The sequence below is a fragment of the Tenacibaculum profundi genome (assembly GCF_052050075.1).
Taxonomy (GTDB): domain Bacteria; phylum Bacteroidota; class Bacteroidia; order Flavobacteriales; family Flavobacteriaceae; genus Polaribacter.
The window spans coordinates 3,473,750-3,500,163 of record NZ_CP197225.1 but is presented as its reverse complement, the minus strand read 5'-3'; the positions used below and the strand labels follow the sequence as shown (position 1 = coordinate 3,500,163).

Below are 26,414 nucleotides of genomic sequence, written 5' to 3'. Positions count from 1 at the left end.
TACTAATTTGGATTTTGATATATATAAACTTCAGTTGCTCCCAATCCATATTTTTGATATGATGCATCATAATACTCTACCGGATAACAATCAAGTAGAAAATATAACTCTGACTTCAAAATACCTTCACCAATACCATGTATAAAAACAATTTTATTAATCCTTTTTTTAATACAATATTCTATTTTTTCTCGAGCTATTTTAATTTGATAATCTAATATATCAATCTTTTTTATCTCTTTATTAGAATGAATTAATTTCTCAATATGTAAATCAATTTCCAAAACAACCTCATTCTTTGACTTAACAAAAAGTTTTCTTTTTTTCCTATTTTGACGATCTTTCTCTTTCCAACTCAAACCGCTTAAATTGAATTTACTGTCTAAATCCGTTGTCTTATCATCTATTTTTATTAAATCGCTCTTATAATATCGATATTTCAAACCATCTGAATCTTTGATACAAACCTCTTCTTCAACTATATCAATCACTACTCCCTCTATTTTATCATCAATTACAGCTACTTTGTTTCCAATTTCAAAACACATAATTAACTATTATTTAATTAACTAAAATAAATTAGCATTTACATTTGTAAATAATATTATGTGCAAAAGAACACTAAATAAATGACTAGCTCAAAAAACATCAATACAAAAGTTTTATTTGAAAACGCGAAAAACAATTTATTTCTATCAAAAAAAAGAGAAAGTTTATTGATTGAAATAGCAGATACCATTGCTGAAGCATATTTGGATAGGCAAAAAATAAATATAAATTTTATTTGTACTCATAATTCAAGAAGAAGTCAACTTGCACAAGTATGGGCTTTTTTTGCTATTAATTACTTTCAACTTCCTAATATTTTTTCTTTGTCTGGTGGAACTGAAGTTACTAAATTTCATCGAAATGCAGTAAAAGTTTTACAATACGCTGGGTTTGAATTTGACCTAGACAATTTTTCTCATCAAAATCCTAAATATCTAGTATCATTTAAAGGGTGTAAAACTCCTTTGAGAGCTTTTTCAAAAATATTTGAAGATCCTATTAATGAATTCCCATACATAGCGATAACCACATGTAATAATGCTCATGAAAGCTGTCCTTTTATTCCAGATGCAATTCATAGGCTTCATTTACCTTATTCTGATCCTAAAATTTTTGACAATACCCATAAAACTCGTGAAGAGTATCTAGAAACAAGTAATCTTATTGCAGGTGAAATATACTTTATTTTCGAAGAAATAAATCGTCAGATACTTAAAATATAAGCTATACTTGTGTATTTTTATCGTACGGTATACTCTTTAAGATATAATTAATAACATTAATTCTTGCAATTGTTTTTCTATTAGCTCTGATAACTTTCCATGGAGAGATCTCTGTATTCGTTTTCGAAAACATAGTACGTTTATATTCTGTGTATTCATCCCAAAGCTCTTGAGCACGTTCGTCAACGGGAGTCATTTTCCACTGCTTTAGCGGATCATTTTTGATCTCATTAAATCGCTTTGCTTGCTCCTTTTTATTAATAGACATATATATCTTTACTAGTCGAATACCCGATTCGAGTATCATTCTCTCAAAATCATTGACCTGATTCATAAAAATATTGTATTCTTCGATTGTACAAAAGTTATTAACAGGCTCAACAACAGCTCTGTTATACCAACTCCTATCAAAAAAGACCATTTCTCCTGCCTTTGGGAACTGTTCTACATATCTTTGAAAATACCATTGCGTTCTTTCATCCTCATTAGGTTTTGGTAAAGCTACAATTCTCATATGTCTAGGATTAATTCGTTCAGTTATTCTTCTTATGGCACCTCCTTTTCCTGCAGCATCTCTTCCTTCGAATAGAACAATTACTCTTTCCTCATTTTGAATTGCCCATGTTTGTAATCGAATTAATTCTACCTGGAGTTTTTTTAACTTTCGCTCATAATTCACATAACGAATCGCTCTTTCAAGGTTATATGGCTCTTTTGATAAAATAGCTTTTAAGCCTCTCACGGAATTTAATTTATTAACATCTTTCTTGCTTAGATTTTCCATAAATTTAGTCTAAATGGTTTACAGAACGATAATAACGTGTTACTATATTAGGGTCTGGATTCAAGATTGTTTGTGCTTTTTTTTTCCCTTCATAATCAAACTGAGATAAAACATGTCGCATTGACTCAACTCTTGCCTTTTTCTTATCATTTGTTTTAACTACAATCCAAGGGCTATAGGCTGTATGAGTTTTACTAAACATCTCATCTTTATAGAAGGTATACTTATCCCATAGCTCTTGTCCTTTTTTATCTACTGGACTAAACTTCCAGCGCTTCAATGGGTTATTATTTCTTGCATTAAATCTTCTTAATTGTTCTGATTTTGATATAGAAAGCCAAAACTTTATAATAACCACACCATCCTCGTACAACATATGTTCAAATTCGGGAACTTGAACTAAAAACTTCTTATACTGTCCATCATCACAAAATCCCATTACGGGTTCTACTACAGCTCTGTTATACCAGCTTCTATCAAAGAATACAATTTCTCCTGGATTTGGAAGTTCTTTTATATATCGTTGAAAATACCATTGTCCCTTTTCAACTTCAGTTGGTTTATTGAGTGCTACCAAGCGCATTGCTCTCGGATTTAAATGTTCAGTAAATCTTCTTATGCTTCCTCCTTTACCTGCAGCATCTCTTCCTTCAAAAATTACTGCCACTCTTTTATTATTTTTAGCTATCCACTGCTGTAATTTAACTAACTCTATTTGAAGTAATTTTAATTCATTCTCATAATTAATTTTTGTTTTAACTTTCTCGATAGAGATTCCCTTCTTCTTAATCAATTCTAACAGCTCAGTATTAGAACCAATATTTTGAAAATCAAAACTGGTTAGCTTAATTTTTTCTTTCATAAAAGATGATAAATATTTTTGATTTTTTAACACATGATAGGCTAAAATAAAATGATATTTGCAGTATGAAAAATTTTAAAGCATTTTTATTTATTATTATTCCTTTTTATTGTTATTCACAAAAGCAATATAGTAAAGAATTCAGCTTTATCAATGATAATGATCTTTACATTTCTTATTACCAAGATAGATATTATACAAATGGGATATTTCTAACATATCGATTTATCGATACAAATAATAAATCTAAAGCTGTAAAAAAAATATACAACATCCAACTCGGTCATAAAATGTACACACCGTTTAAAGCGGTTGTTCAATCCCCAGAACTCCATGACAGGCCTTTTGCTGGATATTTATATGGTGGATTTGGTATCGACCAATTTTATGAAGACGATTCATTTATAAAAAATTCTATTGAGATTGGTGCAATTGGTCCAATTTCGATAGCAAAAGAACTACAAAATTTTATACACGATATTTATGGTTTTAAAAGAGCTGTCGGATGGCAATATCAAATAAAAGATGCTTTCGCTTTCAATTTTAAAACAACTTTTGGTACCAAACTGTTTGAAACAAACTCAAAATATTTTGATCTAAACTGGCTTAGTGAAGCCAGTTTAGGAACTGTTTTAGGTAATGTTAACACAGGATTGTTAGGTAGGTTTAGTCTAATACAACTTCAAGAAGTAACAAACTCTATCGCCTTCGGCAGTAACTTAAATGCATCAGGAAGTAACTCTTTTAATGAAAAAGAATTTTTTTTATTCATTAAACCAAAAATTGAATATATATTTTACGATGCTACTATTCAAGGTAGCTTCTTAAACAACGATAGTCCTATAACTTATCCTGTAATGCCTTTTGTTTTTACAAATCAAATAGGAATTTGCTTCACCTCTGGTAAGTTTCATTTTGGATATACTGTAAACTACCACTCAAAAAAACTAAAAAGCACTCAAGTTCCGAGAGGAAACTTTTTTGGTACTATTCAAATTAATTATCAATTTAAATAGTTCATAAAAATAAATTTTAAAAATCATCAAATTAAAATATATTTGTAATTCGAATCATTAGAAAAATAATTCATGAAATTTATCGTATCTAGCTCTCAATTATTAAAACAACTACAAGTTTTAGGAGGGGTTATAAATAGCAACAATACATTACCGATTCTAGACAATTTCTTACTCGAGCTATCAGAAAATCAACTCAAAATATCATCTTCTGATCTTGAAACTACAATGAGTTCCGTAATTATAGTAGAAAGTACAGACTCAGGTTCTATAGCTATTAACGCAAAATTACTTTTAGATACCTTAAAAACGTTTCCTGATCAGCCTTTAACATTTAAGACCGAAGGAGAAAACACCATAGAGATTATTTCTGAACAAGGAAAATATGATATGGCTTATTTTAATGGAGATGAATTTCCTAAGGCTGTTGAACTTCCTTCGCCTAGCAGTAGTGAAATTCCATCTCGTATTTTGGCAGCTGCCATAAACAAAACTATTTTCGCAACAGGAAATGATGATTTAAGACCTGTTATGAGTGGTGTTTTTTTTCAGTTTAATTCAAAAGAATTAACCTTTGTAGCTACTGATGCTCACAAGCTAGTTAAATACACTAGAACAGATATTACTGCCGACAAGTCAGCAGAATTTATAATGCCCAAAAAGCCTCTTAACCTTTTAAAGGGAATACTAGGATCGACAGAAGAAAATGTTTTAATTGAATATAACGATACAAATGCTAAATTTTCATTTGAAAACATTATTCTAATATGCCGTTTAATTGATGGCAAATACCCCAATTATGAAGCGGTAATACCAAAAGAAAACCCGAATAAGTTAACTGTTGACAGAGCTACATTTTTGAATTCTGTTCGCCGTGTTTCTATTTTCTCTAGTAAAACTACGCATCAAATTCGTTTGAAAATGGCAGGTACAGAATTAAATATTTCTGCAGAAGACTTAGATTACGCAAATAAAGCTGATGAAAGATTAATATGCGATTATCAGGGAGATGATATGCAAATTGGATTTAACTCGCGATTTCTAAGTGAGATGTTAAATAACCTGAACTCAAATGATGTTTTAATAGAAATGAGTTTACCGAATAGAGCAGGAATTTTGACACCTATTGATGGGACAGAAGAAGGAGAATTAATTACAATGTTAGTTATGCCAGTAATGTTGAACACCTAAATAACCACAAAATATTAATAAATAATAAAAAGTATAATTACAGCAGAATTAATTATACTTTTTTTATTTAAAAATAAATATTTATTGTTTTAAGAACAGTTCTCGAGCTATTTATTTTAATAAAAGATAAAAAAAGTAAAAAATATTTTTAATAATTTTTGGGAAATATTTTAAACGAAAAATAAATTAACATCTCTTTAATTATTGTTAAAACATTTCCCTTTTAAAAACCATAAATAATTGTAAATTTACGTTTTTCAAATTAGAGGAATTTACAATGGGTAAAATTATTGCAATAGCAAATCAAAAAGGTGGAGTTGGTAAAACAACAACTACCGTAAATTTAGCAGCTGCTTTAGGCGTTTTAGAGAAGAAGGTACTATTAATAGACGCTGACCCTCAAGCAAACGCAACTTCAGGACTAGGTATAGACGTTGAGTCTGTTGAAGCCGGTACCTATCAAGTTTTAGAACATACAGTTGATCCTAAAGACATCATTGTTACTACCGATTCTCCTAATGTTGATATAATTCCCGCACACATAGATTTAGTTGCTATTGAGATTGAATTAGTAGATAAAGCACAGCGTGAATTTATGCTTAAAACTGCCTTAGAAAGTGTTAAAGAAATATACGACTATATCCTAATTGATTGCGCTCCTTCACTTGGTTTAATTACATTAAACTCGTTAGTGGCAGCTCAATCGGTAATTATTCCTATACAGTGCGAATATTTTGCACTTGAAGGTCTCGGTAAATTACTCAACACAATCAAAAGTGTTCAAAAAATACACAATCAAAATTTAGCTATTGAAGGTCTGCTATTAACCATGTATGATCCTCGCTTGCGATTATCTAATCAGGTCGTTGAAGAGGTCAGAAAACATTTTAGTTCTATGGTTTTTGAAACAGTAGTTCATCGAAATATTCGCTTAAGTGAAGCCCCTAGTTACGGTGAGAGCATTATTTCTTATGATGCAACCAGTAAAGGTGCTGTAAATTACTTAAATTTGGCAAATGAAATTTTAAATAAAAAAGTTTAAAAACAAATAATGGCAAAAGCAACTAAAAAACAAGCTCTAGGTAGAGGTTTATCCGCTTTACTAAAAGAAACAGCTGAAGTTAATTCGGCTTCTGATAAAAATGCTGATAAATTAGTGGGAAACATCATTGAAATAGACATTAATTCAATAGAGGTTAACCCTTTCCAACCCAGAACTTATTTTGATGAAGAAGCTTTAAGGGAGCTAGCTAGTTCAATAAAAGAATTAGGTGTAATTCAGCCAATTACAGTACGTAAACTTACCAGTGATAAATTTCAATTAGTCTCTGGAGAGCGTCGTTATAGAGCTTCTAAACTAATAGGAAATGCAAGAATTCCTGCTTATATAAGATTAGCTAATGATCAAGAAATGCTAGAAATGGCATTAGTTGAAAATATTCAACGAAAAAATCTTGATCCAATCGAAGTTGCTCTATCTTATCAACGTCTTATAGATGAAATTAAATTAACGCAAGAAGAACTTAGTACTCGCGTTGGAAAAAAACGCTCAACTGTAACAAATTACCTTCGTCTTTTAAAATTAGACCCGATCATTCAAACAGGAATGAGAGATGGTTTTATTTCTATGGGCCATGGCAGAGCTTTAATAAATATTGATAGTAACTCAGATCAACTGAATATTTATGAAAAAATTGTTCGAGATAAATTGTCTGTTAGACAGACTGAAGAGTTAGTAAAAAACTTAAAAGAAGGAAAAATAGCTAAAACCTCTAAGAAAAAAGCTCTACCCAAATATATTACTGACGGTGTTAAAGAAATGACAAACTATTTTGGCAACAAAATTGATGTTACTGTCAACGATAAAGGGAAAGGAAAAATAGCTATCAACTTTAATTCAGAGGAAGATTTTAATCGAATAAAAAAATTATTACAATAATTGTTCATAAAAAAACTCATATTCATTTTTGTTTACTTATGTTTCGTTACATTCTCTTTTGCTCAGAAAGATTCGTTAAACATTAAAGTAAAAAAAACACTTGTAGTAGAAGATTTATATAATCCATTGTCTCCTTCTAAAGCAGCTTTTTATTCAGCTATCTTCCCTGGAGGAGGGCAGATATATAATAAAAAATACTGGAAAGCACCCATTGTATGGGGAGCTATAGGCTCTAGTGTTTATTATTACGTTATTAATAGTAATGATTACGATAGATTTAGAACTGCCTTTAAATTAAGATCACAAGGGTTAAAAGATGAATTTACAGATGAAAACGGTAATCAACTAATTTCAACTTCAGGACTAGAAAATGCTCAAAGAGTTCTTAGAAGAAATAGAGATTTATCGTTATTAACGGGGATACTTCTGTATGTATTACAAATAGTTGAAGCTAGTGTTAATGCTCATTTGCTTCAATTTGAAACAAATGACAATCTAACAATAAAACCATCTCTAAAGATAAATTCGATTTTACAAGAAACTCCGCAGGTTGGTTTAACTTTTAAATATTCTTTCTAAAAAATGAAAATAGCCTTATTAGGATACGGTAGAATGGGTAAAGAGATTGAAAAAATAGCTTTACAAAGAAAACATGAAATTGTTATAAAATATTCTGGAAAAGAAAAATATGATATAACATCTGCAGATATTGCAATAGACTTCAGCCTTCCAGATGTTGCCTATGATAATATTTTAAACTGCCTTGATCATAATATCCCAGTAGTATCCGGAACAACAGGCTGGTTAGCAAAATATGATCAAGTAATCCAAAAATGTAATGATAAAAAGGGCGCTTTCATCTATGCCTCGAATTTTAGCTTAGGAGTTAACTTATTCTTCGAATTAAGCAAGCAATTAGCGCGAATAATGAATAATTTGGAACAATATAGTACATCAATCGAAGAAATTCATCATACAAGTAAATTAGATGCTCCTAGTGGAACGGCTATAACTTTAGCTGAAAACATTATTGGAAGTTCATCAATGAATTCTTGGACTCTAGAAGGTGATAATGATAATAATAATATTCCTATTACGGCTATTAGAACACCTAATGTTCCAGGTACACACACCGTTTCTTATAATTCAATTGTAGATTCAATTGACATAAAACACACAGCTCATAACCGAGAAGGTTTTGCACTTGGAGCTGTAATTGCTGCTGAATGGCTACTTGGTAAAACTGGGGTTTTTAATATGAGAGATGTATTAAGTCTAACTTAAAAGGTAATTTTCGCAACAAAACACCCGTATTAATAATAAATAGAGTTTAAAATATAAAATTATGACATTTACTGAATGGTTTATCTTTTTTTTAATAATTCAAGTTATTCATTTTATTGGTACCTGGAAGCTCTATGTAAGAGCTGGAAGAAAATCATGGGAAGCTTCGATTCCTATTTATAACGCTATTATTTTAATGGGTATCATTAACCGACCAAAATGGTGGGTAATTTTATTATTTATTCCAATTATAAATCTTTTAATGTTCCCTATAATTTGGATAGAGACTTGTAGAAGTTTTGGATATAATAAGAGCAAAGACACAACACTTTCCATACTAACCTTAGGTTTTTATATTTATTATATCAATTATTTCACAAATGATCCTTATAAAGAAAATAGAAGTACCAAAGCTCCTACTCCTTTTGATGAATGGTTGGGCTCTATTTCTTTTGCTATCATTGCTGCTACAATAGTACATACTTATTTTATGCAACCTTATACAATTCCCACGTCTTCTTTAGAAAAAACACTTCTAGTCGGGGATTATCTATTTGTTAGTAAGTTTCACTACGGAGCACGCCCCCCAATGACCGCTTTATCTTTTCCTATGGTACACGATACAATTCCTGGAATAGGTATTAAATCATTCGTATCAGAAGATGATTCTAAGAAACAAAACAACTGGAAAAATAAATTATCATTACCCTATCTAAGGCTTCCTGGCATTCAGAAAATAAAAAGAAATGATATTGTAGTCTTTAATTGGCCTGCAGATACAACAAAAACAATGTGGGGAGATGTTTCTGGAAAGCAAACTTATAAACCTATCGACAAGAGAACTAACTATGTTAAAAGATGTGTGGGTATTCCTGGAGATAGTTTAGAAGTTAGAAATGGGTATGTTTATATAAATAACAAAAGAACCATTCTACCAGATAGAGCAAAACCGCAATGGTATTTTGAAGTGAATACTGGTGGAAAAGAATTTAGTCGTAATGATATTGTAAAATATAAGTTACAAAAAGAATCACGCATATTAGGAAACGGTCTTTATCTATTAAATTTGACTGATGAAGAGGCAGCCTCCTTAGAGAAAAATAAAATTGTTAAAAGTATAAAAAAACATATAGAACCCAAGGGGCAATATCAAAAATCGGTGTTCCCACATAACCCAAAATACCCTTGGTCCTCTGATAATTTTGGACCAATTTACATTCCTAAAAAAGGGGTAACAGTTTCTTTAAATGAAAACACCATTCCCTTTTATGAACAAATTATTAGAAGGTATGAAAATAATAATTTAACAATATTTGAAAATGACATATATATAAATGGCAAAAAAGCCTCTTCTTACACTTTTAAACAAGATTACTTTTGGATGATGGGTGATAACCGCCATAATTCATTAGATGCTAGAAACTGGGGATATGTTCCTTTCGATCATGTAGTTGGAAAACCTGTTATGATTTGGTTTAGCTTTGATAGTGATCTTAATAAAATTAGATGGGAACGATTATTTACAACAGTAGGCGGTAATGGAAAGCCTGTTTCTTATCTATGGCTTGTTGTTGCTCTAGTATTGTTATATGCTTTATATAGTTTTAGAAAAAGAAAAAAGAAAAGAGTTTAATGTCTTTATTTATCCCAGCATATTTTGCTCCTATTTCTCAATATGCAGCAATTTATAAATCAAAAAATATTGTATTTGAAGTAAATGATAATTTTCAAAAACAAACCTACAGAAACCGATGTTATATATATGGTTCAAACGGTAAGTTATCTTTAAACGTTCCTGTAAAACATAATTTAAATAAAGATAGAAAAAAAACAAAGGATACCCTAGTAGAAAGAAATTTTCCCTGGCAAAAACAACATTTAAAATCGCTTCAAACGGCTTATCGTTCTTCTCCTTTTTTTGAGTTTTTTGAAGATGATCTACATAAAATCTTTAATAAAAATTATAAATATTTGCACGATCTTTTGTTTGATACACATTTTTTTATAATGGACTCATTGGGACTGGATCCTGTATTTATTAAAACTAGTGAATACGTGCTAACATCAGAAGACGATTTTCGTACTCTAGCGATTGCTAAAAAAGGAACATCTATTAACATGGATACTTATGTTCAAATGTTTGATGACAAACATGGGTTTATTCCTAATCTTTCCATATTAGACCTTTTATTTATGGAAGGAAGAAATTCTCTTAGCTTTTTAAATAAAATTTCAGTAAATTTATAAAAATTTAACTATCCCTTAAAAAATAACGAATCTATTTCGTTAAACAACCCTTGTATCAATATAGCTAAATAATGCCACATCATTTAGAACCCTTTGCTAGACACTTTATGCCTGAAATTTCTGGCCATTCTCTTAAAATATTAGGCTCAATTATTAAAAGGGAATCCTTTCCAAAAGGTAAAGCCATAATTAAACAAGGGCAGGTTCCTACTAATTTTTATATATTAGTTGATGGTGTTGCTAGAAGTTTTGTTAATCTTAAAAATAAAGAACATACAAGAACTATTTATACAGGAATAACAACATTTGGTCCGCTTTCATCATTAAGTGTTAAGTCGAGTTCAAATGCTACCTATGAATGCTTAACAAACTGTGAATTTTTCATAGGTGACTTTAATGAACTAATTAAAATAATTAAAAATCATCACGAAATTTCTCTTTTATATTCAAAAGTTTTAGAAAAAGTTTTTATTCGTACAGAACAACGATTAGATGAACTTGCTTTGCTAAACGCTACAGAACGCTATTTAAAACTTAAAAAAGATGTACCTGATATTGATAATCTTATACCACAATACCATATAGCTTCTTTTTTAAATATTACTCCTGTACAGCTCAGTCGTATTAGGAAAAAAATATACTCTATTTAAAATATAAACATATGTTAATCTTTTTGTTTGATATTAAACATATATTTGCACCATAAAATATTATATCTGATTTGTTATCAGATATTTGGTTTCCCCTTACAGAAAAAAGGTTTGTTATTACAAACCTTTTCTCTTTTCTAATTCTTTCTAAAAAGAATTCCTCCTTATATTTATTTTAAAACTTTATTTATATGAATCTCTTTTGTAAATCATTAAGCTGATCAGATATTTTCAATCTTAAAACTATAAAAGTATATAATATAATAATTAAGATGCTTTTGCCAATTATATTCAGTACTGGTGCTATATTAAAATTATAAACATAAAATTCAGCAAGATTAAAATTTATATTTTTAAATAAAATATAAAAACAAATTATCACTAAAAAAGCAGTAAGTGTTTTCATTGTAAAAGGAAACATTTTTAATTTAGCATTAACAAACCATAACTTTAAAAAACCAAAAAAAGAAACCACTAAAAATGTTGCTAATGCCAAACCATTGGTTCCAAAGTTCAAATCATAATAAAAATAATTATTCAAATAAAATACTGTAAAGGCCATGCCAAAACTAACAGGTAATGCAATTTTATAAAATTTTGAATTATTAATTATGGCAGTATTATTTCCTAAAGACATATTCAATAATTTTGCAAGTGAAATCATTAATACTACTAACTCACCCCCTGCGTACCCTTTTTCTGGCATTACTTTAAATAAATCTGTTACATTAGTATTTACTAACACAAAAAACAATCCTCCAATCACCAATAAGTTAATAGAGCTTTTTTTATACAAAGACAATAACTCTTTTCCATTGTTATCATTTATTGATTTTGAAGTAAGGGGTTGAATTATTTGAGTCATTGCACGACTTGGCGCCTCAATAAAACTACCAATGAAAACTGCTACGCTATAATACGCTGCCTTTGCAAATCCTTCTTTTCCTGGAATCATAACTTTGTCTATATCAAGAACTATAGCACTTGCACTACCTGCCAACAAAATATATGCTGAATACTTTAATACTTCTATATAATTATGAGGTAAGCTTAGTGTAATCTTAGGTCTATATAACTTAAATGCATATAACATCATCAGTATTACACGAAATATATAAGCATAAGATAAGTATACAATAAAATTCTCTTTGCTAAGTAGATCAAAATAAACTGCAAATAGCAGAACCATTACTGCTACTCTATTGTATAATTCTTTTAATAAATTTCCAAAAACAGACTGTAGTTGCACTTTTGCCCAAGAGTAAAACATTTCAAAATAAGCACAACTTACTGCAACTATATAAATATAAATTGTATAATTTTCAATAATGCGATTGTCTTTAATTGTAGCGCTTAAAATACCATGGTGAAAAATATCCCAAAAATACCCAATTAATAAAGCTATAATTAACGGCAAAAACATAATAGAGCTTAAAAACTTATCCTTTTCGTCTTTGGTGCTATAACTTGTAAAATATTTAATGATCGTATTATGCATACCTAAAACAATCAGAGGCATAATTAAATTTGAAGAAGATAGAACAAAAGTTACCAATCCATAATAATCCTCTTTTAAAAAACGAGCATAAAGAAAGATCGTATTAATACCTCCAATTAAAAAACCCAGATATATAATGACTGTGTTTTTTAGCGATTGTTTGAAAATAATTCCCAATGTAAAATGCGTTTTTTAGTTTTTGATAGTTTTGTGGATAAAAGTTACTAGTTTTTCCGTCAACTTCTTTCTGTGAAATTGAGATATATCCTCTGTTAACATATCAATGCCTTCATTTTTGTAACATTTATAAAGCTTTAATATATAACTCCTAAGTTTTCTCTTATTTGCATGATAAGAAAAGACTTCACCTGATTTAGTTTCTCTGATTATATCCGCCAAGTCTCCTTCAGTTGGCGCTATGCCTAATATCGGTCTTCTTGCTTGTAAATACTCAAATGTTTTTCCTGGGATCATCTCTTTCGCACTAGGATAATCATTTACTACTATAAGTAAGACCTGCGATTTTCTTTGAAATCTTTTAGCATCGTTATGAGGAACATAACCAATTTTCTCAATATTTTTTATGTTACTTTCTTTTAAACTCTTACTTACCGTATCATCAATTTTACCAATGAATCGTAGAACAAAATCATCCCTAAAATTACTGTCGTTCTCTGAAATTTCAGATAGAACTTCCCATAATACTTTAGGATTTCTTTCTGAGCTCATCATTCCAATATAAGTTAATGTAAATTTCGAGTCTATAACTGTATCCTCCTTAACGAAATCATTATCTTCATCATAGCCATTAGTGATAACATCAATTAAACTAGCCTTATCTTTGTATTTTTGTTTCGCATGATTACTAACCATAAGGACACTATCCGCATCTCTAACAACCAAATTTTCAAGATAATGATGCTTTTTAATTGCCTTTTGGCTTAACGGTAATAAATGAAAATAATCTACACTGGTCCAAGGGTCACGAAAATCGGCTATCCACTTAATAGCTAATCTCTTTTTTAAATGCCATCCTATAAGATGCACGCTATAAGGTGGTCCAGTTGTTATTAGAGCATCCACTTTATTTTCTTCTAAATACCTTTCTAATTTCCTTACTGATGGTTTTACCCAAAACATTCGTGCATCAGGTATAAAAAAATTTGCTCTGATATAAAGTAATAATTTTTCAAATAAACTTGGATTAGGGTTCAAGAACCCCATACTGTTTTGTACGTTTGATTTTTTGAACTTTGAAAGAATTGCATTTGGCTCTGTAATACGACATTTTATAATTTCAGTACCTTCAGGAATATCTTTTTCAAGTGTTACATCTGTTAAAGGGTAAACAGGATTCTTCGCTGTAAATACAACAGGTTCTACGCCATAGTATCTTAAATATTTCACAAACTTTAACCAACGTTGTACACCTGGACCACCAGCAGGAGGCCAATAATAAGTTACAATTAGTACTTTCAATATAATTTATAATAATAAGTTAACATTACTTTAAAGTTTTTAAACGCATGCTTCAAATTTAATTTCATCAAATTTCTATTCAATATCTGTCTATTTAGGGCTCTTTAGGTTATAGATTTCATTCTTTTTTTAATTATAAACCCTCCTAGAGGAATTAGAAACATAAAAACATATGATACTAAACTAATCACTCTTCCTTCAGTTATAACTTTAGGCTCAAATTTAAATTCTACTACATGGTTACCTTTTGGAATCGACATTCCCCTTAATACGTAATTTACCCTGCTATGAGGAACTAATTTTCCATCCAAATAGGCATTCCATCCTTTTTGGTAATAAATTTCTGAAAAAACAGCAAATTGAATTGATTTCGCAGATGTTTTGTACCTCAAACTTGCTGCATTATGATCAACTAACTTGATAAAGTCAGTCGAATCTCTTTCAAATTTCACTAATTTATCTATGCTAAGTCTTTCGAAATCCTTTTTTCTGATAATCGCTCCCTCTTTTGTTTTTAAACTATCTAATCCTAAAATTTCATTATTCGCAGATTCTACAACTTTCAATTCTTTAATAAACCACTGACTACCATTAGCTTCTGTATTTTTCTGAACTTTACCTTCCCCTAACACAAAATATTTGGTATTTAGCATATTTAACACTTCTAAGTTATTCTTTGCGATTTGATACTCAAATAGCTCTTGATAACGCTTCATTTTTGCTGCATGATATCCACCAATTGAATTATGAAAATATGATGTTCTTGCTTCGTTCAATACATTCCCTGAAAAGTTTGCCACACGATAATACCCTTTATCCTTTAAAATTTCTTTATCTACATTGTTAGCTACAAAAGGTTTATCAACATTTCTTGCATTAGTAAAATCTTCTTTATTAACATAATTTAAGTCGATTAAAACCAAATCTAAAACAATCAGACAGGTAATAATAATTATAGTTACATTATATTTTATTTTTTTATTGATAAATGCCCATAAAACTCCCCCCGTAAACAAAATTAGTATAAATGACCTAAAACTATCACCTCTCAACATAGATTTTCTATCTGTGATTAAAGCATCCACCAATTCAGGAAGTTGTTGTTGGTATTGAGCATCTCTTAAACCCTGAAAATCAAATAAATTAAAACCTAAAACAGCAAAAAACAATGTAATACTACCGGTAAGATATAATGCTTTTTTTAGAGCCTCTTTTTTGTTTTCTTTTGATACTTCATCTGAGAAAAACTGTTTTAATGCCAAAACACCTAATAAAGGGACACAAAGTTCTGCTATCACTTGAATTGACGATACAGCCCGAAACTTGTCATATAAAGGAAAATAATCAATAAATAGGTCTGTTATAAATGAAAAATTCTTTCCCCAACTCATAATTATTGAAAATACAGTAGCACTTACTAACCAATATTTCACTTTTCCTTGAAGTAGAAAAACACCTAGGAAAAACAAAAAGAAAACTACTGCTCCAATATAGGCAGGAGCTTCAACAATTGGTTGTTTTCCCCAATAAGTTAATACTTCGCTCGAGAACTGTTTTGCTACTTGATCACCCGCTCTTAGTTTTACTGTTTCATAAAATGCAGATTTTTCGTCAAGCCTTTCTACTGTCCCACCACCCATAAATCTTGGTATTAAAAGATTTAGAGTTTCCGATATTCCATAACTGTACTCTGTAATATAAGCTTTATCTAGCCCTGAAGATTTCTCCCTAGGGCTTCCGTCTGGATTTATTGTTAACTCAGATTTACTTCTCGTACTTTGGTTTGCATATTCTTTTGTAGATAATAAGCGCGTAGCGTTTACACTTAGTCCTAAAAAACATGCTGTAAAAACGATTACAATATGTTTAAAAAACAGTTTTAATTCATTATTCTTATATGCATCAACAAACTCGAATATGAGAAACATTAACAAGCAGAAGCCAAGATAATACGTCATCTGAGGGTGATTAGAAACAACCTCTAAAGCCATGGCTACTGAAGTTAAAATAAACCCAAAAAGATACCTTCTTTGATACACATATATAAAACCAGCAAGAACCATTGGCATATACCCTATGGCGTGTGCTTTTGCATTATGTCCAGCTCCGAAAATAATTATTAGATAGGTTGAAAAACCAAAGGATAAACTTCCCAACACTGCTAGTTTCCAATCTACTTTTAAAGCTGTTAATAAAATGAAGAAGCTCAAAAAATATAAGAATAAATAATCTGCAGGTCTTGGCAAAAAGCGTATTACTTTGTCAATATATTTTATAAAATCATTAGGAAACTGAGCTCCTACTTGATAGGTAGGCATACCACTGAATGCATTCCTTAACCAATAGGAATCTTTGCCATGATCTACCCTATAATTTGTAGATTCACGAGCCATTCCTTTATACTGCATAATATCGCCTTGTTTTATTTTTTTTCCACTTAAAACAGGATTAAAATAAAGCAAAGAGGCAATTACAAATATAATACCGACAGAAACGTACGGTAAAAACTTTTTTTTGTCCATGATTTAATCTATCTCTTCAAAATCAATATATTCACCAATATTCTTATCATTTCTATTGGGTTTTGTATCTTTCTTATCAATTACCGTTTTACCTTCCTCCACTATCGTTTCTTCTTTGTAACCGTATTGGCTTTGAGCTTTTTTGTGGACTTTATCTACAGCCTTTTTTAGTAAATAAGGTCCCAATAATTTTATAATAAACTTTACTAAATAGTATATAAAGAGAATTGTGAGAAATGTTCTTATGAAATTTATAAGACCTGCTTGATGTATCGTCATCTTAAAAGAATATTCAAAAAATTATCCAAAAATAACAATTTGATAGAAAAGGCAACGTTAAATACATTACAAATCTTGTAACTATATAGTATTTCATATTTTTATGGTATTTTTGTGCTACTCATAAATTGATTTTATAACATGATTAACAGGCTTTTTATTCTTTTTACGTTTTTCACGTCAGTGTTTGTTCAAGCTCAGTACACTACAGTTATAAATTCAAATAGACCTGGTATTTCTGAAAGTCCATATAGTGTTGGATCTGGTGTATATCAGTTGGAATCTTCGTTATTCTATAGAAACATGCCTCTTATTGAAACTTTTAGCAATCCAGAATCTTTTGGTTTAAATTTGCTTTTCAGAACTAGTTTCTTTCTTGAGCAATTAGAATTTAACTTAAACACCTCACTATCTCATGATAAAATAGGTTTTAAAAATCTTTTTAGCTCCTCTTACAATACAACCGGTTTAAGTAACTTTACACTAGGAGCAAAATACATGATTTATGCCCCCACTTATTCGGATAAATCTAAAGAAATAAGAAGCTGGCGAGCGAGACATTCTTTCGATTGGAAAAGATGGATTCCACATATTGGTATTTTTGCAGGAATTAATTTCGATAATTTTCTAACAGACTATTACAAAAAAGGAGGCTTTTCTACAAGAGTTGGTCTTCTCTTACAAAACGAATTTTCAAATAAACTTAACGTTATTTCTAATGTATTCTTAGATAAAATTGGCACCGATTATTCTGAGTACTCATTTATTGTAACCAGTACATATAACATTAACGACTACTGGTCAAGCTTTATTGAATTACAAGGAGTTTTTGAACAATATCAAAAGAAAAGTAGTATTGGTGGTGGAGCAGCTTATTTATTAAACCCTAATCTGCAACTTAACGCATCAGTTAGAGGTAATCTGGAAGGAAACCTTTTTGGTATAACCTCTACTCTAGGTGTTTCTTATAGATTAGATAAACATGAAGATGCATTTGTAGAACTCGATGACACTGGAAATAAAATAGAAGAGGACAAACCAATAAAGTATGATGAGAATAGAAACTTTTTTGGTAGATTAATTAGTAAAATAAAGAAGCTTTTTACAAAAAACAAAAATAATCAAAAAGTAGACTTAGATATCTCTCCAAATAGCAAAGACGAGAATGGTGAAGATAAAAAATTAGAAAAACCAAGAAGAGAAAGACAAAAATCATTAGTTGATGTTATCACGAAAGAAGATGAGAAACAGAAGAAAAAAACAGCTAAAGAAATAAAAAAGGCAGCAAAAAAAGCTAAGAAGGAAAAAGAAAAGATGGCGAGAAAAGCACAAAAAGAAAAAGAAAAAGCAGAAAAAGAAATAAAAAAAGCACAAGAAAAGGAAGCTAAAGAAGCACAAAAAGAAAAAGAAAAAGCAGAAAAAGAAATAAAAAGAGCACAAGAAAAGGAAGCTAAAGAAGCACAAAAAGAAAAGGAGAAAATTGAAAAAGAAGCTAGAAAAGCGAAAGAAAAAGAAGCTAAAGAGGCTGAAAAGGAAGCAAAAAGGAAAGAAAAAGAAAAAGAAAAGTTAGAGAAAGAAATAAAAGAATTAGAGGAAGAAATAAAAGAAGAGGAAGAAAAAAAAGAGAAAGAAAAAAAAGAGAATGATAATTAAAAGAAAAATCATTAATTGTAAATGATATCTATTAAAGAAGTAAAAGATAAAAAGGGAATGAAACAGTTTGTTATGTTCCCTTTCTCGCTATATAAAAATAATACTTATTGGGTACCTCCGATCATTAATGACGAGTTAGCTAATTTCAATGCAAATAGTAATCCAATATTTGAACATGCAAATGCTAATTTCTTTCTTGCATACAAGAACAATGAAGTAGTAGGGCGAATTATAGCTATAGTTAACACATATGAAGTAAAAAAACAGAACATTAAAAAAATGCGTTTTGGATGGTTTGACTTTATTGATGATCTTGACGTAAGTAAAGCTTTATTAGATAAAGTAAAAGCAATTGGTAAAAACAATAACTTAAATTTTGTGGAAGGCCCTGTTGGATTTAATAATTTAGATAAAACAGGAGTTCTTGTTGATGGATTTGACCATATAGGAACAATGATTACCTGGTATAACCATCCCTATTATAAAGATCATTTAGAAAAATTAGGATTTAAAAAAGAAAAAGAATATGTCGAAAGTAAGTTTCCTTTTAAAAATGTTAATCTCGAAAAATACACTAAAGCTGGTAATTTAATTCAAAAAAGATATGATTTAAAAGAAGTTAACTTTAAATCAACGAAAGATATTATTCCTTATGTAGATGAAATGTTTGATTTATTTAGTCAAACGTATTCGAAACTATCAACCTACGTTCCTATATCACAAGAACAGATAGAATATTTTAAAAAGAAATATATTTCTTTTATAAACCCTGAATATATTAAATTTGTAATGGATAGGGATGAAAATATGGTTGCTTTCGCAATTGTTATGCCTTCGTTTTCGAAATCTTTACAAAAAAATAAAGGTAAATTATTTCCTTTTGGTTTGTTACGATTACTAAATGCACGAAAAAAATCAAAAGATGTTATTTTTTATTTAATAGGAGTACATCCTGATTATCAAAATAAAGGAGTTACCGCTGTGATCTTCCGAGAATTCGCTAAAACATTTAGAAATAAAGGAATTGAGAATTGTATAAGAACACCAGAGTTAGAAGATAACATAGCTATTCATAAAATCTGGAAAGACTTTTCTCCCACTATCCACAAAAGAAGAAGAACATACAGAATTGATCTATAATGCAACTATTCTATAACTCAGAAATTTCAAGCGAAGAAAAAAAGTTTACTTTTAGTAAAGAAGAAAGTAAACATATTATAAAAGTCTTAAGAAAAAAAGAAGGAGATACTTTACATATAACAAACGGAAATGATTATCTGTTTAATGTACAAATAATAGTTCCAAATGATAAAAAATGTGTTGTTGAAATTAAAGATTTTCAGAAAACATTAAATAACAGAAATTATCACTTGCATGTAGCCATTGCACCTACAAAAAATATAGATCGTTTTGAATGGTTTCTTGAAAAAGCTACAGAAATAGGTATAGATGAAATAACACCATTACTATGTAAGAACTCTGAAAGAAAACACCTAAAAATAGATAGATTAAATAAAATTTTACAATCTGCACTAAAACAATCTCTTCAATATAAATTACCAAAATTAAACGGCTTAACTGACTTTAAAGACTTTATTAACAATAAGTTTACCGGAGAAGGCTTTATTGCTCATTGTGAAAATGATGATAAAAAATACTATTTAAAAAATATAGTAAAGCTTCGTTCAAGATATACAATTCTAATTGGTCCTGAAGGGGATTTTTCTTTAGATGAAATTGAAAATTCTAAAAAAAATGGCTTTATTCCTATCAATTTAGGAAAAACTAGATTACGAACGGAAACAGCAGGCATAACTTGCTGTCAAAATATTAATTTTTTACATCAATAATTCTTTTTTGTATCTTTAGACCAAAGATTAACCTATTTTTTTGAGTACGTCGGACTTTTTCAATATTTTTCTTTTGGTTAGCTCCTTACACGGATTTGCTTTTAGCCTTATTCTATTCAACTCTAAAAATGACAGTGGAAAGAGTATGTTATATTTGAATCTTTTAATACTTTCCATTTCTTTGAATAATTTTCAATCTTGGGCTTTAGCAAACAAACTTTTCCAGCACAAATTTGTACTTGACTATATTCAAATTCCTTGGCATTTTTTAGCCATGCCTTTTTTATATATGTTTTTAATTAACTACATTAATTTAAAATCAAAAACATATAATCTTTTAAAAATTATACTTCCTGTATTCTTTTTTGCTATTGTAGCACAAATATCATTTGTACTATTCTATTGTGATAAGGATAGTCAAAAAAATCTAGATTTTATTTATGAAAGATATACATCAATTGAGGAGATAATTAGTTTTATTATTTCAATTAGTCTATTTCTTTATTCATATTATCTATTTTATAAAAAAGAAAATATTCTGGAAAAAACTTTATCTTATGATAACTTTAAATGGATCGATACATTTTTTAAATTATCATCTATAGGTTATACACTTTGGATAATTGCATTGATCGTAAAAGTTTGCTTGAATTTTAAAGGGTTTATTTTTTCCTATTACCCCTTAAGAATTTATACAACTGTTTTAATATATTGGTTAGGCTATCAAGGGTTAAAACAGGCTCGAATTCGAAAAGAACGTAAGCAAATAAGAAATAAAATTATAAACAACCAAAAGAACAGTAAAAGACTAAAAAAAAATAATAAAAAAGACAACGAAAAAAATATTTTATCATCACATAGTAATATCTCAGTTACGGAAGAGCAGTATAAAAAATATCAAAAGTATTTTTTAAAAATAGATCTATTGATTAAGTCTGAAAAAAAATTTTTACTTCCTCGTTATACCCTCCAAAATCTTGCTTCAGAAACTGAATTTAGCCAAAGCACGCTCTCACTTATAATTAATAATATTTCAAAAAAGACATTTATTGAATATTTAAACGAAATGCGTGTTGAACAAGCTAAAGAATTGTTAACGGATGAACATTATGAAAATTACACCATAACTGCAATAGGTTTGGAGTCTGGATTCAATTCAAAATCTACATTTTATACCGTTTTCAAAAAACATACAGGCTTGACGCCTTTCTCTTTTAGAGAAAAATCCTTGAAATCAACTTTAAGTTAATTAAAAGTTAGTTCGAAATCATCCAAAACAGGTGTTTCTGAACTGCCATATCATCAAGTTTATATAAGTTTGTATACATGTGAGCTTTGAAACAAAATAGCTTTAATATAAAATACATTTAACTAAAATTTACATCAAATAATATTATTAAGTGACCATCGCTTAATCATGAAAAAGAAAGAAATCCATGTAAAAACATCAGCAATATTTTGTTGATGTTTTTTTTATTCAAACTAACCTAAAACAAGTCCAAAATCACTTATTCTGGATGAATTCGAACTCCTATTTTTTCTTTATAGTTTAACTTTGGAGTGAAATCGTTATTTAATGATATTGATTTCTTAAGGGGAAAAATCACCAACCTTTTAGGTTGGTGTTTTTATTTGAAGTTTACTATATTGTAACCAAATTTAATACTTGTGAAAAATTTTTGTACCCTTTTACTTCTGATCTGCGTATGCCAAATGCAATCTCAAGAAGTCGCTATTTTAAAATATCAAGGCGGTGGTGATTGGTATGCAAACCCGACAGCGTTACCCAATCTTATAAGCTTTGTTAATACTTCTACGAAATGCGCTATTTCAAAAGAGCCCCAAGTAGTCACTCTAAGAGATAATGCAATTTATACATATCCTATAGTTTTTATGACAGGACATGGAAACGTTTATTTCGACGACCAAGATGTACAAAAACTAAGAGATTATTTAATTTCAGGTGGGTTTCTGCATATTTCCGATAATTATGGCCTTGATAATTATATTAGAAAAGAACTTAAAAAAGTTTTCCCTTCCGATAATTTTACTGAGATTCCCAGCACTCATCCTATTTATAACCAGACCTATAAATTTCCTAAAGGACTTCCTAAAATACATGAGCATGATAATAATACCCCAAAAGGACTTGGAATTTTCCATAAAGGAAGACTTGTAGTGTTTTATGATTACGAATGTGATTTGAGTGATGGTTGGGAGGATCAATCAATTCATAATGATCCGAAAAATATAAGGTTAAAGGCACTCAAGATGGGGTCTAATATCATTGAATATGCTTTTACAAATTAATAGAATTTGCTATTAGGATAAGTTAGTTATTTTAATGTTTTATAGCTTTGTCTCTTTTCTACAATAGAATATTTCTTGTGATTTTCTAACCGATTTTAACGAAAAAACAACTTATATGGATATAGACTTCTTTATAATAGCATTTTGAAGGTCTGCTTGAATTTTTGTTCTCATATTGCTTTTAACAAGTCTGCGATTTCTTGCAGTTGGGTATACTCGATTTGACAAAAATACATATAGAATACCACTCTGAGGATCAGCCCAAGCATAAGTTCCCGTAAAGCCACTATGACCAAAACTTTCTTCAGACACACAACCACAAGTTGGTTTTTCTTCTAATTTTATTTGAGGCTTATCAAAACCTAAACCTCGGCGCACCTTTTTTTCTGCATAATATCTTTTATTAAATTTATCGATGGTCTCTTCTTTAAAATACCTAACTCCTCCATATTCTCCTTTTTGCAAATACATTTGCATAATTTTTGCGACATCATTTGCATTTGAAAATAATCCTGCATGTCCTCCTACTCCTCCTAACATTGCCGCCCCCATATCATGAACGAAACCATGCAATAACTGCTTACGAAAATAATGATCTATCTCGGTCGGAACGATTTCGGACTCCTTAAACTTTTTCAAAGGCAAATATGATGTCCTATAAGCTCCTAATGAATTGTAAAGCAGTTCATCTACAATAATATCAAGTGGCTTATTATATTTTTTTTCAATAATTTCTCTTATCATATAATACCCCAAATCACTATACTTATAGCCTAAATTACTTCTTTGATCTGACTCTTTTATTTTTTTACTTATAGAGTCCTTATAGCTATTTACTAGATACAAATTATCGGCAACCTTTATACTAAACTCTTCAGACCACCTATCTCTGTAAAACTTTTTTAAATTCTCTCCTGTTTTCTCGTGCTGCGTTTCTAAATAAAACGGTATCCAAGACTTTAAACGACCATAATGTGATAGTATTTCTTTTAAAATAAGTGTATCTTTATTTGAATTACGGTACTCAGGTAACAAATCTCCTATACTAGAAAAAAGACTTAATCTTTTTTCCTCTTCTGCCTTCATTACAGCAGGTAACGAGGCTAAGATTTTGGTTAATGATGCTAAATCATAAATATCGGAATTTTTCACCTTTTTTTTCTTCATAGATGTGTGGTATCCAAATGACTTATAATAAAACACTTTACCATTTCTAGCCGCTAAAATTTGGCCCCCAGGTGTCATTTTTTTTTTTAAAAGCGTATCAATTCTTTGATCTATTTTCTTTAATTTTTCCGAAGAAACTCCTGCTTCTTCAGGAATTGTATACTGTAATCTATTTAGTCTAGATTTTTCAATCCCAGTACCCACTTTGTAAGAATTAATGCTAACAGGAAGCCTTCCTTTAAGTTCGAAAGCTCCAAATAAAGCCTGTGCTGTCAATTCTTGTGCTATTTTACTGTTCTGGTACGCTAAAACAATAGTTTCTATATCTTCTTCAGCAATACTTAAAAGGCTATATGGGCTTGCAAAATTACATAAAATCACATTACATTCACTTGCTATTGCACGGAGCCATTTCATATCTTTTTCAGAATACTTATAACTCTTCCATGGGTTTTTATTAGACTTATGAAAGCCTACAATTACTGTATTAAATCCTTTTAACTTTTTAAGAAGTGTTTTCAAATACTTACTTGATACGTTTTCAACTTTGGTATAATTCTTTAACATAGATAAAAAATCATCACCTTTATCATCTCCCAAAGACACGTAAGCTATTTTCTTTTTTTCTAAATGTTTAAAAGGAATATTGTTGACTACATCTTTAATCACAGTAATTGAATTTCTTACTAATTTTCTGTGAAGCATCTGATCTTCTACACTATTGATGTCTTTATGAAGGTTCTCAAGTTTTGAAGGACTATACTTATTCAACCCAACCAGGTATTTTGCTTTTAAAATTTTTCTTACTGACTCATCTATCCTTTCTTCTGTTATCTTTCCATTTTTTATTGATGCTTTTAATAATTTCAATGTACCCTTGATATCAGATGGTATTAGCAATATATCATTTCCTGCTTCAATTGCAGCTATATTAATTTCAGCAGAGGTATTATAATTAGCTGCCCCTTTCATATTTAATCCATCGGTTATAATCAACCCTTGATAACCTAGTTCATTTTTCAACATATCTGTTACGACTACTTTTGATAATGAAGATGGTAAATTAACATCCTTCTCAATTTGTGGTAAACTTAAATGCGCTACCATTATGCTAGCTACACCACTATTGATAACTTTTTTATATGGATATAATTCAACTGAATCAAGTCGATCTTTAGAAAAATCAACTATTGGTAGTTCAATATGTGAATCTGATGCTGTGTCTCCATGACCAGGAAAGTGTTTTGCACTTCCAAGTACACCAACTCCTTGCATACCCTCTATAAATTGAACTGCTTTTTTTGCAACATTTTCTTTGTTTTCTCCAAAAGATCTATTTCCTATAATTGGATTATCTGGATTTGTATTAATATCTACTACAGGTGCAAAATTTATATGAACACCTATTCTTTTACAATGTTCACCTATCCTTTTACCTGTTTCTTTAATTAATTCGTCATCTTGAATAGCTCCTAAAGTCATATTCCAAGGAAAACGAAATGCTTTTTTAAGACGCATATCAAGCCCCCATTCACCATCAAAACCGATTAACAAAGGTATTTTCGCTCTCTCTTGGTAAAAGTTAGTTAAAATAGTTTGCTTACGAGGAGTTCCTTGCATAAATATTAAATTTCCAATATGATATTCAGTAATCATTTTTTCAATATGAGCTTTGTGCTTATCATCTCTATTAGAATAAGCCTGAATCATAAACATTTGACCTAGCTTCTCATCAATTGTCATGGATTTCATTATGCTATCTACCCATTTATCTTGAAGCGTAAAATTGTTAGACTTTAAAGGATCATTCCCTTGACCAACAACAAACATAGATAGCATTATAGCTAACAATAAAAATATTTTTACTTTCATGGATTTATCTTTTTCTGTTAAAAATCAATGATCATACCAAAAACCTTTTGTGCCAACTTTCATTAACAGCTACTTCCCATTGATTTTCAAAATCATTTTTTGTGTTAACCATATTATTAAATACAGTTGTTTTTCCCGTTATTTTTTGTTTTTTGATGTAATCTTGAAATTCAGATAACTTAACAACGTTTATATGCCCTCCATCTTTAAATGAAATATTCATCTTATCCATTAAATCTACTTGTAGTTCAGATTCTAATTCCTTAATAAATCTTACAGAAGCATCTATCGAACAACCAGAGACATTATTAAAACTTTCGTCAACACACAAAATTAAAAAGTAACCATACTTAACTATATATGAACCTTTTAAATCATCTCCATGTCTAGTCCAATTGTTTATAAACATCTCTGCTTTTTTACTGATATGCATTACCTCTTCAGCTGTAAGCTCTCTATCAGACTGGTAAACCCAAACTCTCGAGTCATTGGGTAACTCATTATAATTTACATACATTGTTTTTAATTTAACACCTAAAA

Annotated in this window: 24 protein-coding genes; 15 read left to right on the top strand and 9 right to left on the bottom strand. The window is 29.7% G+C overall.

The genetic code is table 11. The features are described 5' to 3' along the window. Positions 1 to 2: 2 nt before the first annotated feature. Positions 3 to 548, bottom strand: a complete 546-nt coding sequence (locus tag ACSIGE_RS14155) for a Smr/MutS family protein (protein ID WP_440880525.1) — start codon at positions 546 to 548, stop codon at positions 3 to 5. A gap of 81 nt (positions 549 to 629) precedes the next feature. Here ACSIGE_RS14155 and ACSIGE_RS14150 point away from each other — a divergent pair, with 81 nt between their 5' ends. After that, positions 630 to 1,271, top strand: a complete 642-nt coding sequence (locus ACSIGE_RS14150) for a hypothetical protein (protein WP_440880524.1) — start codon at positions 630 to 632, stop codon at positions 1,269 to 1,271. Between the two features lies 1 nt (position 1,272). On the opposite strand, the gene ppk2 (ACSIGE_RS14145) is transcribed toward ACSIGE_RS14150, so the two are convergent. Next, entirely contained in the window at positions 1,273 to 2,055 is a 783-nt protein-coding gene (gene ppk2, locus ACSIGE_RS14145; protein ID WP_440880523.1) for a polyphosphate kinase 2, read from the bottom strand. Positions 2,056 to 2,059: 4 nt separating this feature from the next. Further along, positions 2,060 to 2,917 (bottom strand): polyphosphate kinase 2, encoded by an 858-nt coding sequence (ppk2, locus tag ACSIGE_RS14140; RefSeq protein ID WP_440880522.1) that lies wholly within the window; start codon positions 2,915 to 2,917, stop codon positions 2,060 to 2,062. A 65-nt stretch (positions 2,918 to 2,982) separates the two neighbouring features. Between ppk2 (ACSIGE_RS14140) and ACSIGE_RS14135 the strand changes: the two genes are divergently transcribed. The 9 genes from ACSIGE_RS14135 to ACSIGE_RS14095 all read left to right on the top strand — a co-directional run bounded on the left by ACSIGE_RS14135 (position 2,983) and on the right by ACSIGE_RS14095 (position 11,244). After that, a complete protein-coding gene (locus ACSIGE_RS14135) occupies positions 2,983 to 3,933 on the top strand; it encodes a lipid A deacylase LpxR family protein (protein ID WP_440880521.1) in 951 nt (316 codons plus the stop codon). A 72-nt stretch (positions 3,934 to 4,005) separates the two neighbouring features. Further along, positions 4,006 to 5,124, top strand: coding sequence for a DNA polymerase III subunit beta (dnaN, locus tag ACSIGE_RS14130; RefSeq protein ID WP_440880520.1), 1,119 nt, complete (start codon positions 4,006 to 4,008; stop codon positions 5,122 to 5,124). 277 nt (positions 5,125 to 5,401) lie between these two features. Beyond that, positions 5,402 to 6,166: a ParA family protein gene (locus ACSIGE_RS14125; protein ID WP_440880519.1), complete on the top strand. Its 765-nt coding sequence runs from the start codon at positions 5,402 to 5,404 to the stop codon at positions 6,164 to 6,166. A gap of 9 nt (positions 6,167 to 6,175) precedes the next feature. Next, entirely contained in the window at positions 6,176 to 7,063 is an 888-nt protein-coding gene (locus tag ACSIGE_RS14120) for a ParB/RepB/Spo0J family partition protein (protein WP_440880518.1), read from the top strand. After that, positions 7,064 to 7,642 (top strand): DUF5683 domain-containing protein, encoded by a 579-nt coding sequence (locus ACSIGE_RS14115; RefSeq protein WP_440880517.1) that lies wholly within the window; start codon positions 7,064 to 7,066, stop codon positions 7,640 to 7,642. 3 nt (positions 7,643 to 7,645) lie between these two features. After that, on the top strand, positions 7,646 to 8,347 hold the full coding sequence (gene dapB, locus ACSIGE_RS14110) for a 4-hydroxy-tetrahydrodipicolinate reductase (protein WP_440880516.1): 702 nt from the start codon (positions 7,646 to 7,648) through the stop codon (positions 8,345 to 8,347). Between the two features lie 61 nt (positions 8,348 to 8,408). Then, positions 8,409 to 9,980 carry a signal peptidase I gene (gene lepB / locus ACSIGE_RS14105; RefSeq protein ID WP_440880515.1) on the top strand — a complete coding sequence of 524 codons (1,572 nt, stop codon included), beginning with the start codon at positions 8,409 to 8,411 and terminating at the stop codon, positions 9,978 to 9,980. Continuing rightward, positions 9,980 to 10,594 (top strand): WbqC family protein, encoded by a 615-nt coding sequence (locus ACSIGE_RS14100; protein WP_440880514.1) that lies wholly within the window; start codon positions 9,980 to 9,982, stop codon positions 10,592 to 10,594. The genes lepB and ACSIGE_RS14100 overlap by 1 nt, the downstream gene beginning before the upstream one ends. A gap of 71 nt (positions 10,595 to 10,665) precedes the next feature. After that, positions 10,666 to 11,244: a Crp/Fnr family transcriptional regulator gene (locus ACSIGE_RS14095; protein ID WP_440880513.1), complete on the top strand. Its 579-nt coding sequence runs from the start codon at positions 10,666 to 10,668 to the stop codon at positions 11,242 to 11,244. Between the two features lie 187 nt (positions 11,245 to 11,431). On the opposite strand, the gene ACSIGE_RS14090 is transcribed toward ACSIGE_RS14095, so the two are convergent. The 4 genes from ACSIGE_RS14090 to ACSIGE_RS14075 form a co-directional block, all read right to left on the bottom strand. Beyond that, a complete protein-coding gene (locus ACSIGE_RS14090) occupies positions 11,432 to 12,919 on the bottom strand; it encodes a lipopolysaccharide biosynthesis protein (protein ID WP_440880512.1) in 1,488 nt (495 codons plus the stop codon). Between the two features lie 15 nt (positions 12,920 to 12,934). Next, on the bottom strand, positions 12,935 to 14,221 hold the full coding sequence (locus ACSIGE_RS14085) for a glycosyl transferase family 1 (RefSeq protein ID WP_440880511.1): 1,287 nt from the start codon (positions 14,219 to 14,221) through the stop codon (positions 12,935 to 12,937). Positions 14,222 to 14,325: 104 nt separating this feature from the next. Next, a complete protein-coding gene (locus ACSIGE_RS14080) occupies positions 14,326 to 16,743 on the bottom strand; it encodes a YfhO family protein (RefSeq protein WP_440880510.1) in 2,418 nt (805 codons plus the stop codon). Between the two features lie 3 nt (positions 16,744 to 16,746). After that, the gene (locus ACSIGE_RS14075) at positions 16,747 to 17,022 is read right to left on the bottom strand and encodes a DUF4834 domain-containing protein (protein ID WP_440880509.1); all 276 of its coding nucleotides are present in this window, start codon (positions 17,020 to 17,022) and stop codon (positions 16,747 to 16,749) included. A gap of 141 nt (positions 17,023 to 17,163) precedes the next feature. Between ACSIGE_RS14075 and ACSIGE_RS14070 the strand changes: the two genes are divergently transcribed. The 5 genes from ACSIGE_RS14070 to ACSIGE_RS14050 all read left to right on the top strand — a co-directional run bounded on the left by ACSIGE_RS14070 (position 17,164) and on the right by ACSIGE_RS14050 (position 22,835). After that, the gene (locus ACSIGE_RS14070; protein WP_440880508.1) at positions 17,164 to 18,675 is read left to right on the top strand and encodes a transporter; all 1,512 of its coding nucleotides are present in this window, start codon (positions 17,164 to 17,166) and stop codon (positions 18,673 to 18,675) included. 21 nt (positions 18,676 to 18,696) lie between these two features. Next, positions 18,697 to 19,815, top strand: coding sequence for a GTP cyclohydrolase (locus ACSIGE_RS14065; protein ID WP_440880507.1), 1,119 nt, complete (start codon positions 18,697 to 18,699; stop codon positions 19,813 to 19,815). After that, a complete protein-coding gene (locus ACSIGE_RS14060; RefSeq protein WP_440880506.1) occupies positions 19,815 to 20,525 on the top strand; it encodes a 16S rRNA (uracil(1498)-N(3))-methyltransferase in 711 nt (236 codons plus the stop codon). Before ACSIGE_RS14065 ends, ACSIGE_RS14060 begins: the two co-directional genes overlap by 1 nt. 40 nt (positions 20,526 to 20,565) lie before the next feature. Then, the gene (locus ACSIGE_RS14055; protein ID WP_440880505.1) at positions 20,566 to 21,774 is read left to right on the top strand and encodes a helix-turn-helix domain-containing protein; all 1,209 of its coding nucleotides are present in this window, start codon (positions 20,566 to 20,568) and stop codon (positions 21,772 to 21,774) included. A gap of 464 nt (positions 21,775 to 22,238) precedes the next feature. Then, complete coding sequence (locus ACSIGE_RS14050; protein WP_440880504.1) at positions 22,239 to 22,835, top strand: DUF4159 domain-containing protein; 597 nt, start codon at positions 22,239 to 22,241, stop codon at positions 22,833 to 22,835. Positions 22,836 to 22,946: 111 nt separating this feature from the next. Here ACSIGE_RS14050 and ACSIGE_RS14045 read toward each other — a convergent pair whose 3' ends face one another. Together ACSIGE_RS14045 and ACSIGE_RS14040 are read right to left on the bottom strand one after the other, a co-directional pair. Beyond that, positions 22,947 to 25,874, bottom strand: coding sequence for a glycoside hydrolase family 3 N-terminal domain-containing protein (locus ACSIGE_RS14045; protein WP_440880503.1), 2,928 nt, complete (start codon positions 25,872 to 25,874; stop codon positions 22,947 to 22,949). Positions 25,875 to 25,905: 31 nt separating this feature from the next. Continuing rightward, positions 25,906 to 26,391, bottom strand: coding sequence for an ABC transporter ATPase (locus ACSIGE_RS14040; RefSeq protein ID WP_440880502.1), 486 nt, complete (start codon positions 26,389 to 26,391; stop codon positions 25,906 to 25,908). Between the last annotated feature and the right edge of the window lie 23 nt (positions 26,392 to 26,414).

Bases quoted from the DNA above. Each gene is read 5' to 3' on its own strand.
- ACSIGE_RS14155 (WP_440880525.1), bottom strand. From the start codon at position 548: ATGTGTTTTGAAATTGGAAACAAAGTAGCTGTAATTGATGATAAAATA.
- ACSIGE_RS14150 (WP_440880524.1), top strand. From the start codon at position 630: ATGACTAGCTCAAAAAACATCAATACAAAAGTTTTATTTGAAAACGCG.
- ppk2 (WP_440880523.1), bottom strand. From the start codon at position 2,055: ATGGAAAATCTAAGCAAGAAAGATGTTAATAAATTAAATTCCGTGAGA.
- ppk2 (WP_440880522.1), bottom strand. From the start codon at position 2,917: ATGAAAGAAAAAATTAAGCTAACCAGTTTTGATTTTCAAAATATTGGT.
- ACSIGE_RS14135 (WP_440880521.1), top strand. From the start codon at position 2,983: ATGAAAAATTTTAAAGCATTTTTATTTATTATTATTCCTTTTTATTGT.
- dnaN (WP_440880520.1), top strand. From the start codon at position 4,006: ATGAAATTTATCGTATCTAGCTCTCAATTATTAAAACAACTACAAGTT.
- ACSIGE_RS14125 (WP_440880519.1), top strand. From the start codon at position 5,402: ATGGGTAAAATTATTGCAATAGCAAATCAAAAAGGTGGAGTTGGTAAA.
- ACSIGE_RS14120 (WP_440880518.1), top strand. From the start codon at position 6,176: ATGGCAAAAGCAACTAAAAAACAAGCTCTAGGTAGAGGTTTATCCGCT.
- dapB (WP_440880516.1), top strand. From the start codon at position 7,646: ATGAAAATAGCCTTATTAGGATACGGTAGAATGGGTAAAGAGATTGAA.
- lepB (WP_440880515.1), top strand. From the start codon at position 8,409: ATGACATTTACTGAATGGTTTATCTTTTTTTTAATAATTCAAGTTATT.
- ACSIGE_RS14100 (WP_440880514.1), top strand. From the start codon at position 9,980: ATGTCTTTATTTATCCCAGCATATTTTGCTCCTATTTCTCAATATGCA.
- ACSIGE_RS14095 (WP_440880513.1), top strand. From the start codon at position 10,666: ATGCCACATCATTTAGAACCCTTTGCTAGACACTTTATGCCTGAAATT.
- ACSIGE_RS14080 (WP_440880510.1), bottom strand. From the start codon at position 16,743: ATGGACAAAAAAAAGTTTTTACCGTACGTTTCTGTCGGTATTATATTT.
- ACSIGE_RS14075 (WP_440880509.1), bottom strand. From the start codon at position 17,022: ATGACGATACATCAAGCAGGTCTTATAAATTTCATAAGAACATTTCTC.
- ACSIGE_RS14070 (WP_440880508.1), top strand. From the start codon at position 17,164: ATGATTAACAGGCTTTTTATTCTTTTTACGTTTTTCACGTCAGTGTTT.
- ACSIGE_RS14065 (WP_440880507.1), top strand. From the start codon at position 18,697: ATGATATCTATTAAAGAAGTAAAAGATAAAAAGGGAATGAAACAGTTT.
- ACSIGE_RS14060 (WP_440880506.1), top strand. From the start codon at position 19,815: ATGCAACTATTCTATAACTCAGAAATTTCAAGCGAAGAAAAAAAGTTT.
- ACSIGE_RS14050 (WP_440880504.1), top strand. From the start codon at position 22,239: ATGCAATCTCAAGAAGTCGCTATTTTAAAATATCAAGGCGGTGGTGAT.
- ACSIGE_RS14045 (WP_440880503.1), bottom strand. From the start codon at position 25,874: ATGAAAGTAAAAATATTTTTATTGTTAGCTATAATGCTATCTATGTTT.
- ACSIGE_RS14040 (WP_440880502.1), bottom strand. From the start codon at position 26,391: ATGTATGTAAATTATAATGAGTTACCCAATGACTCGAGAGTTTGGGTT.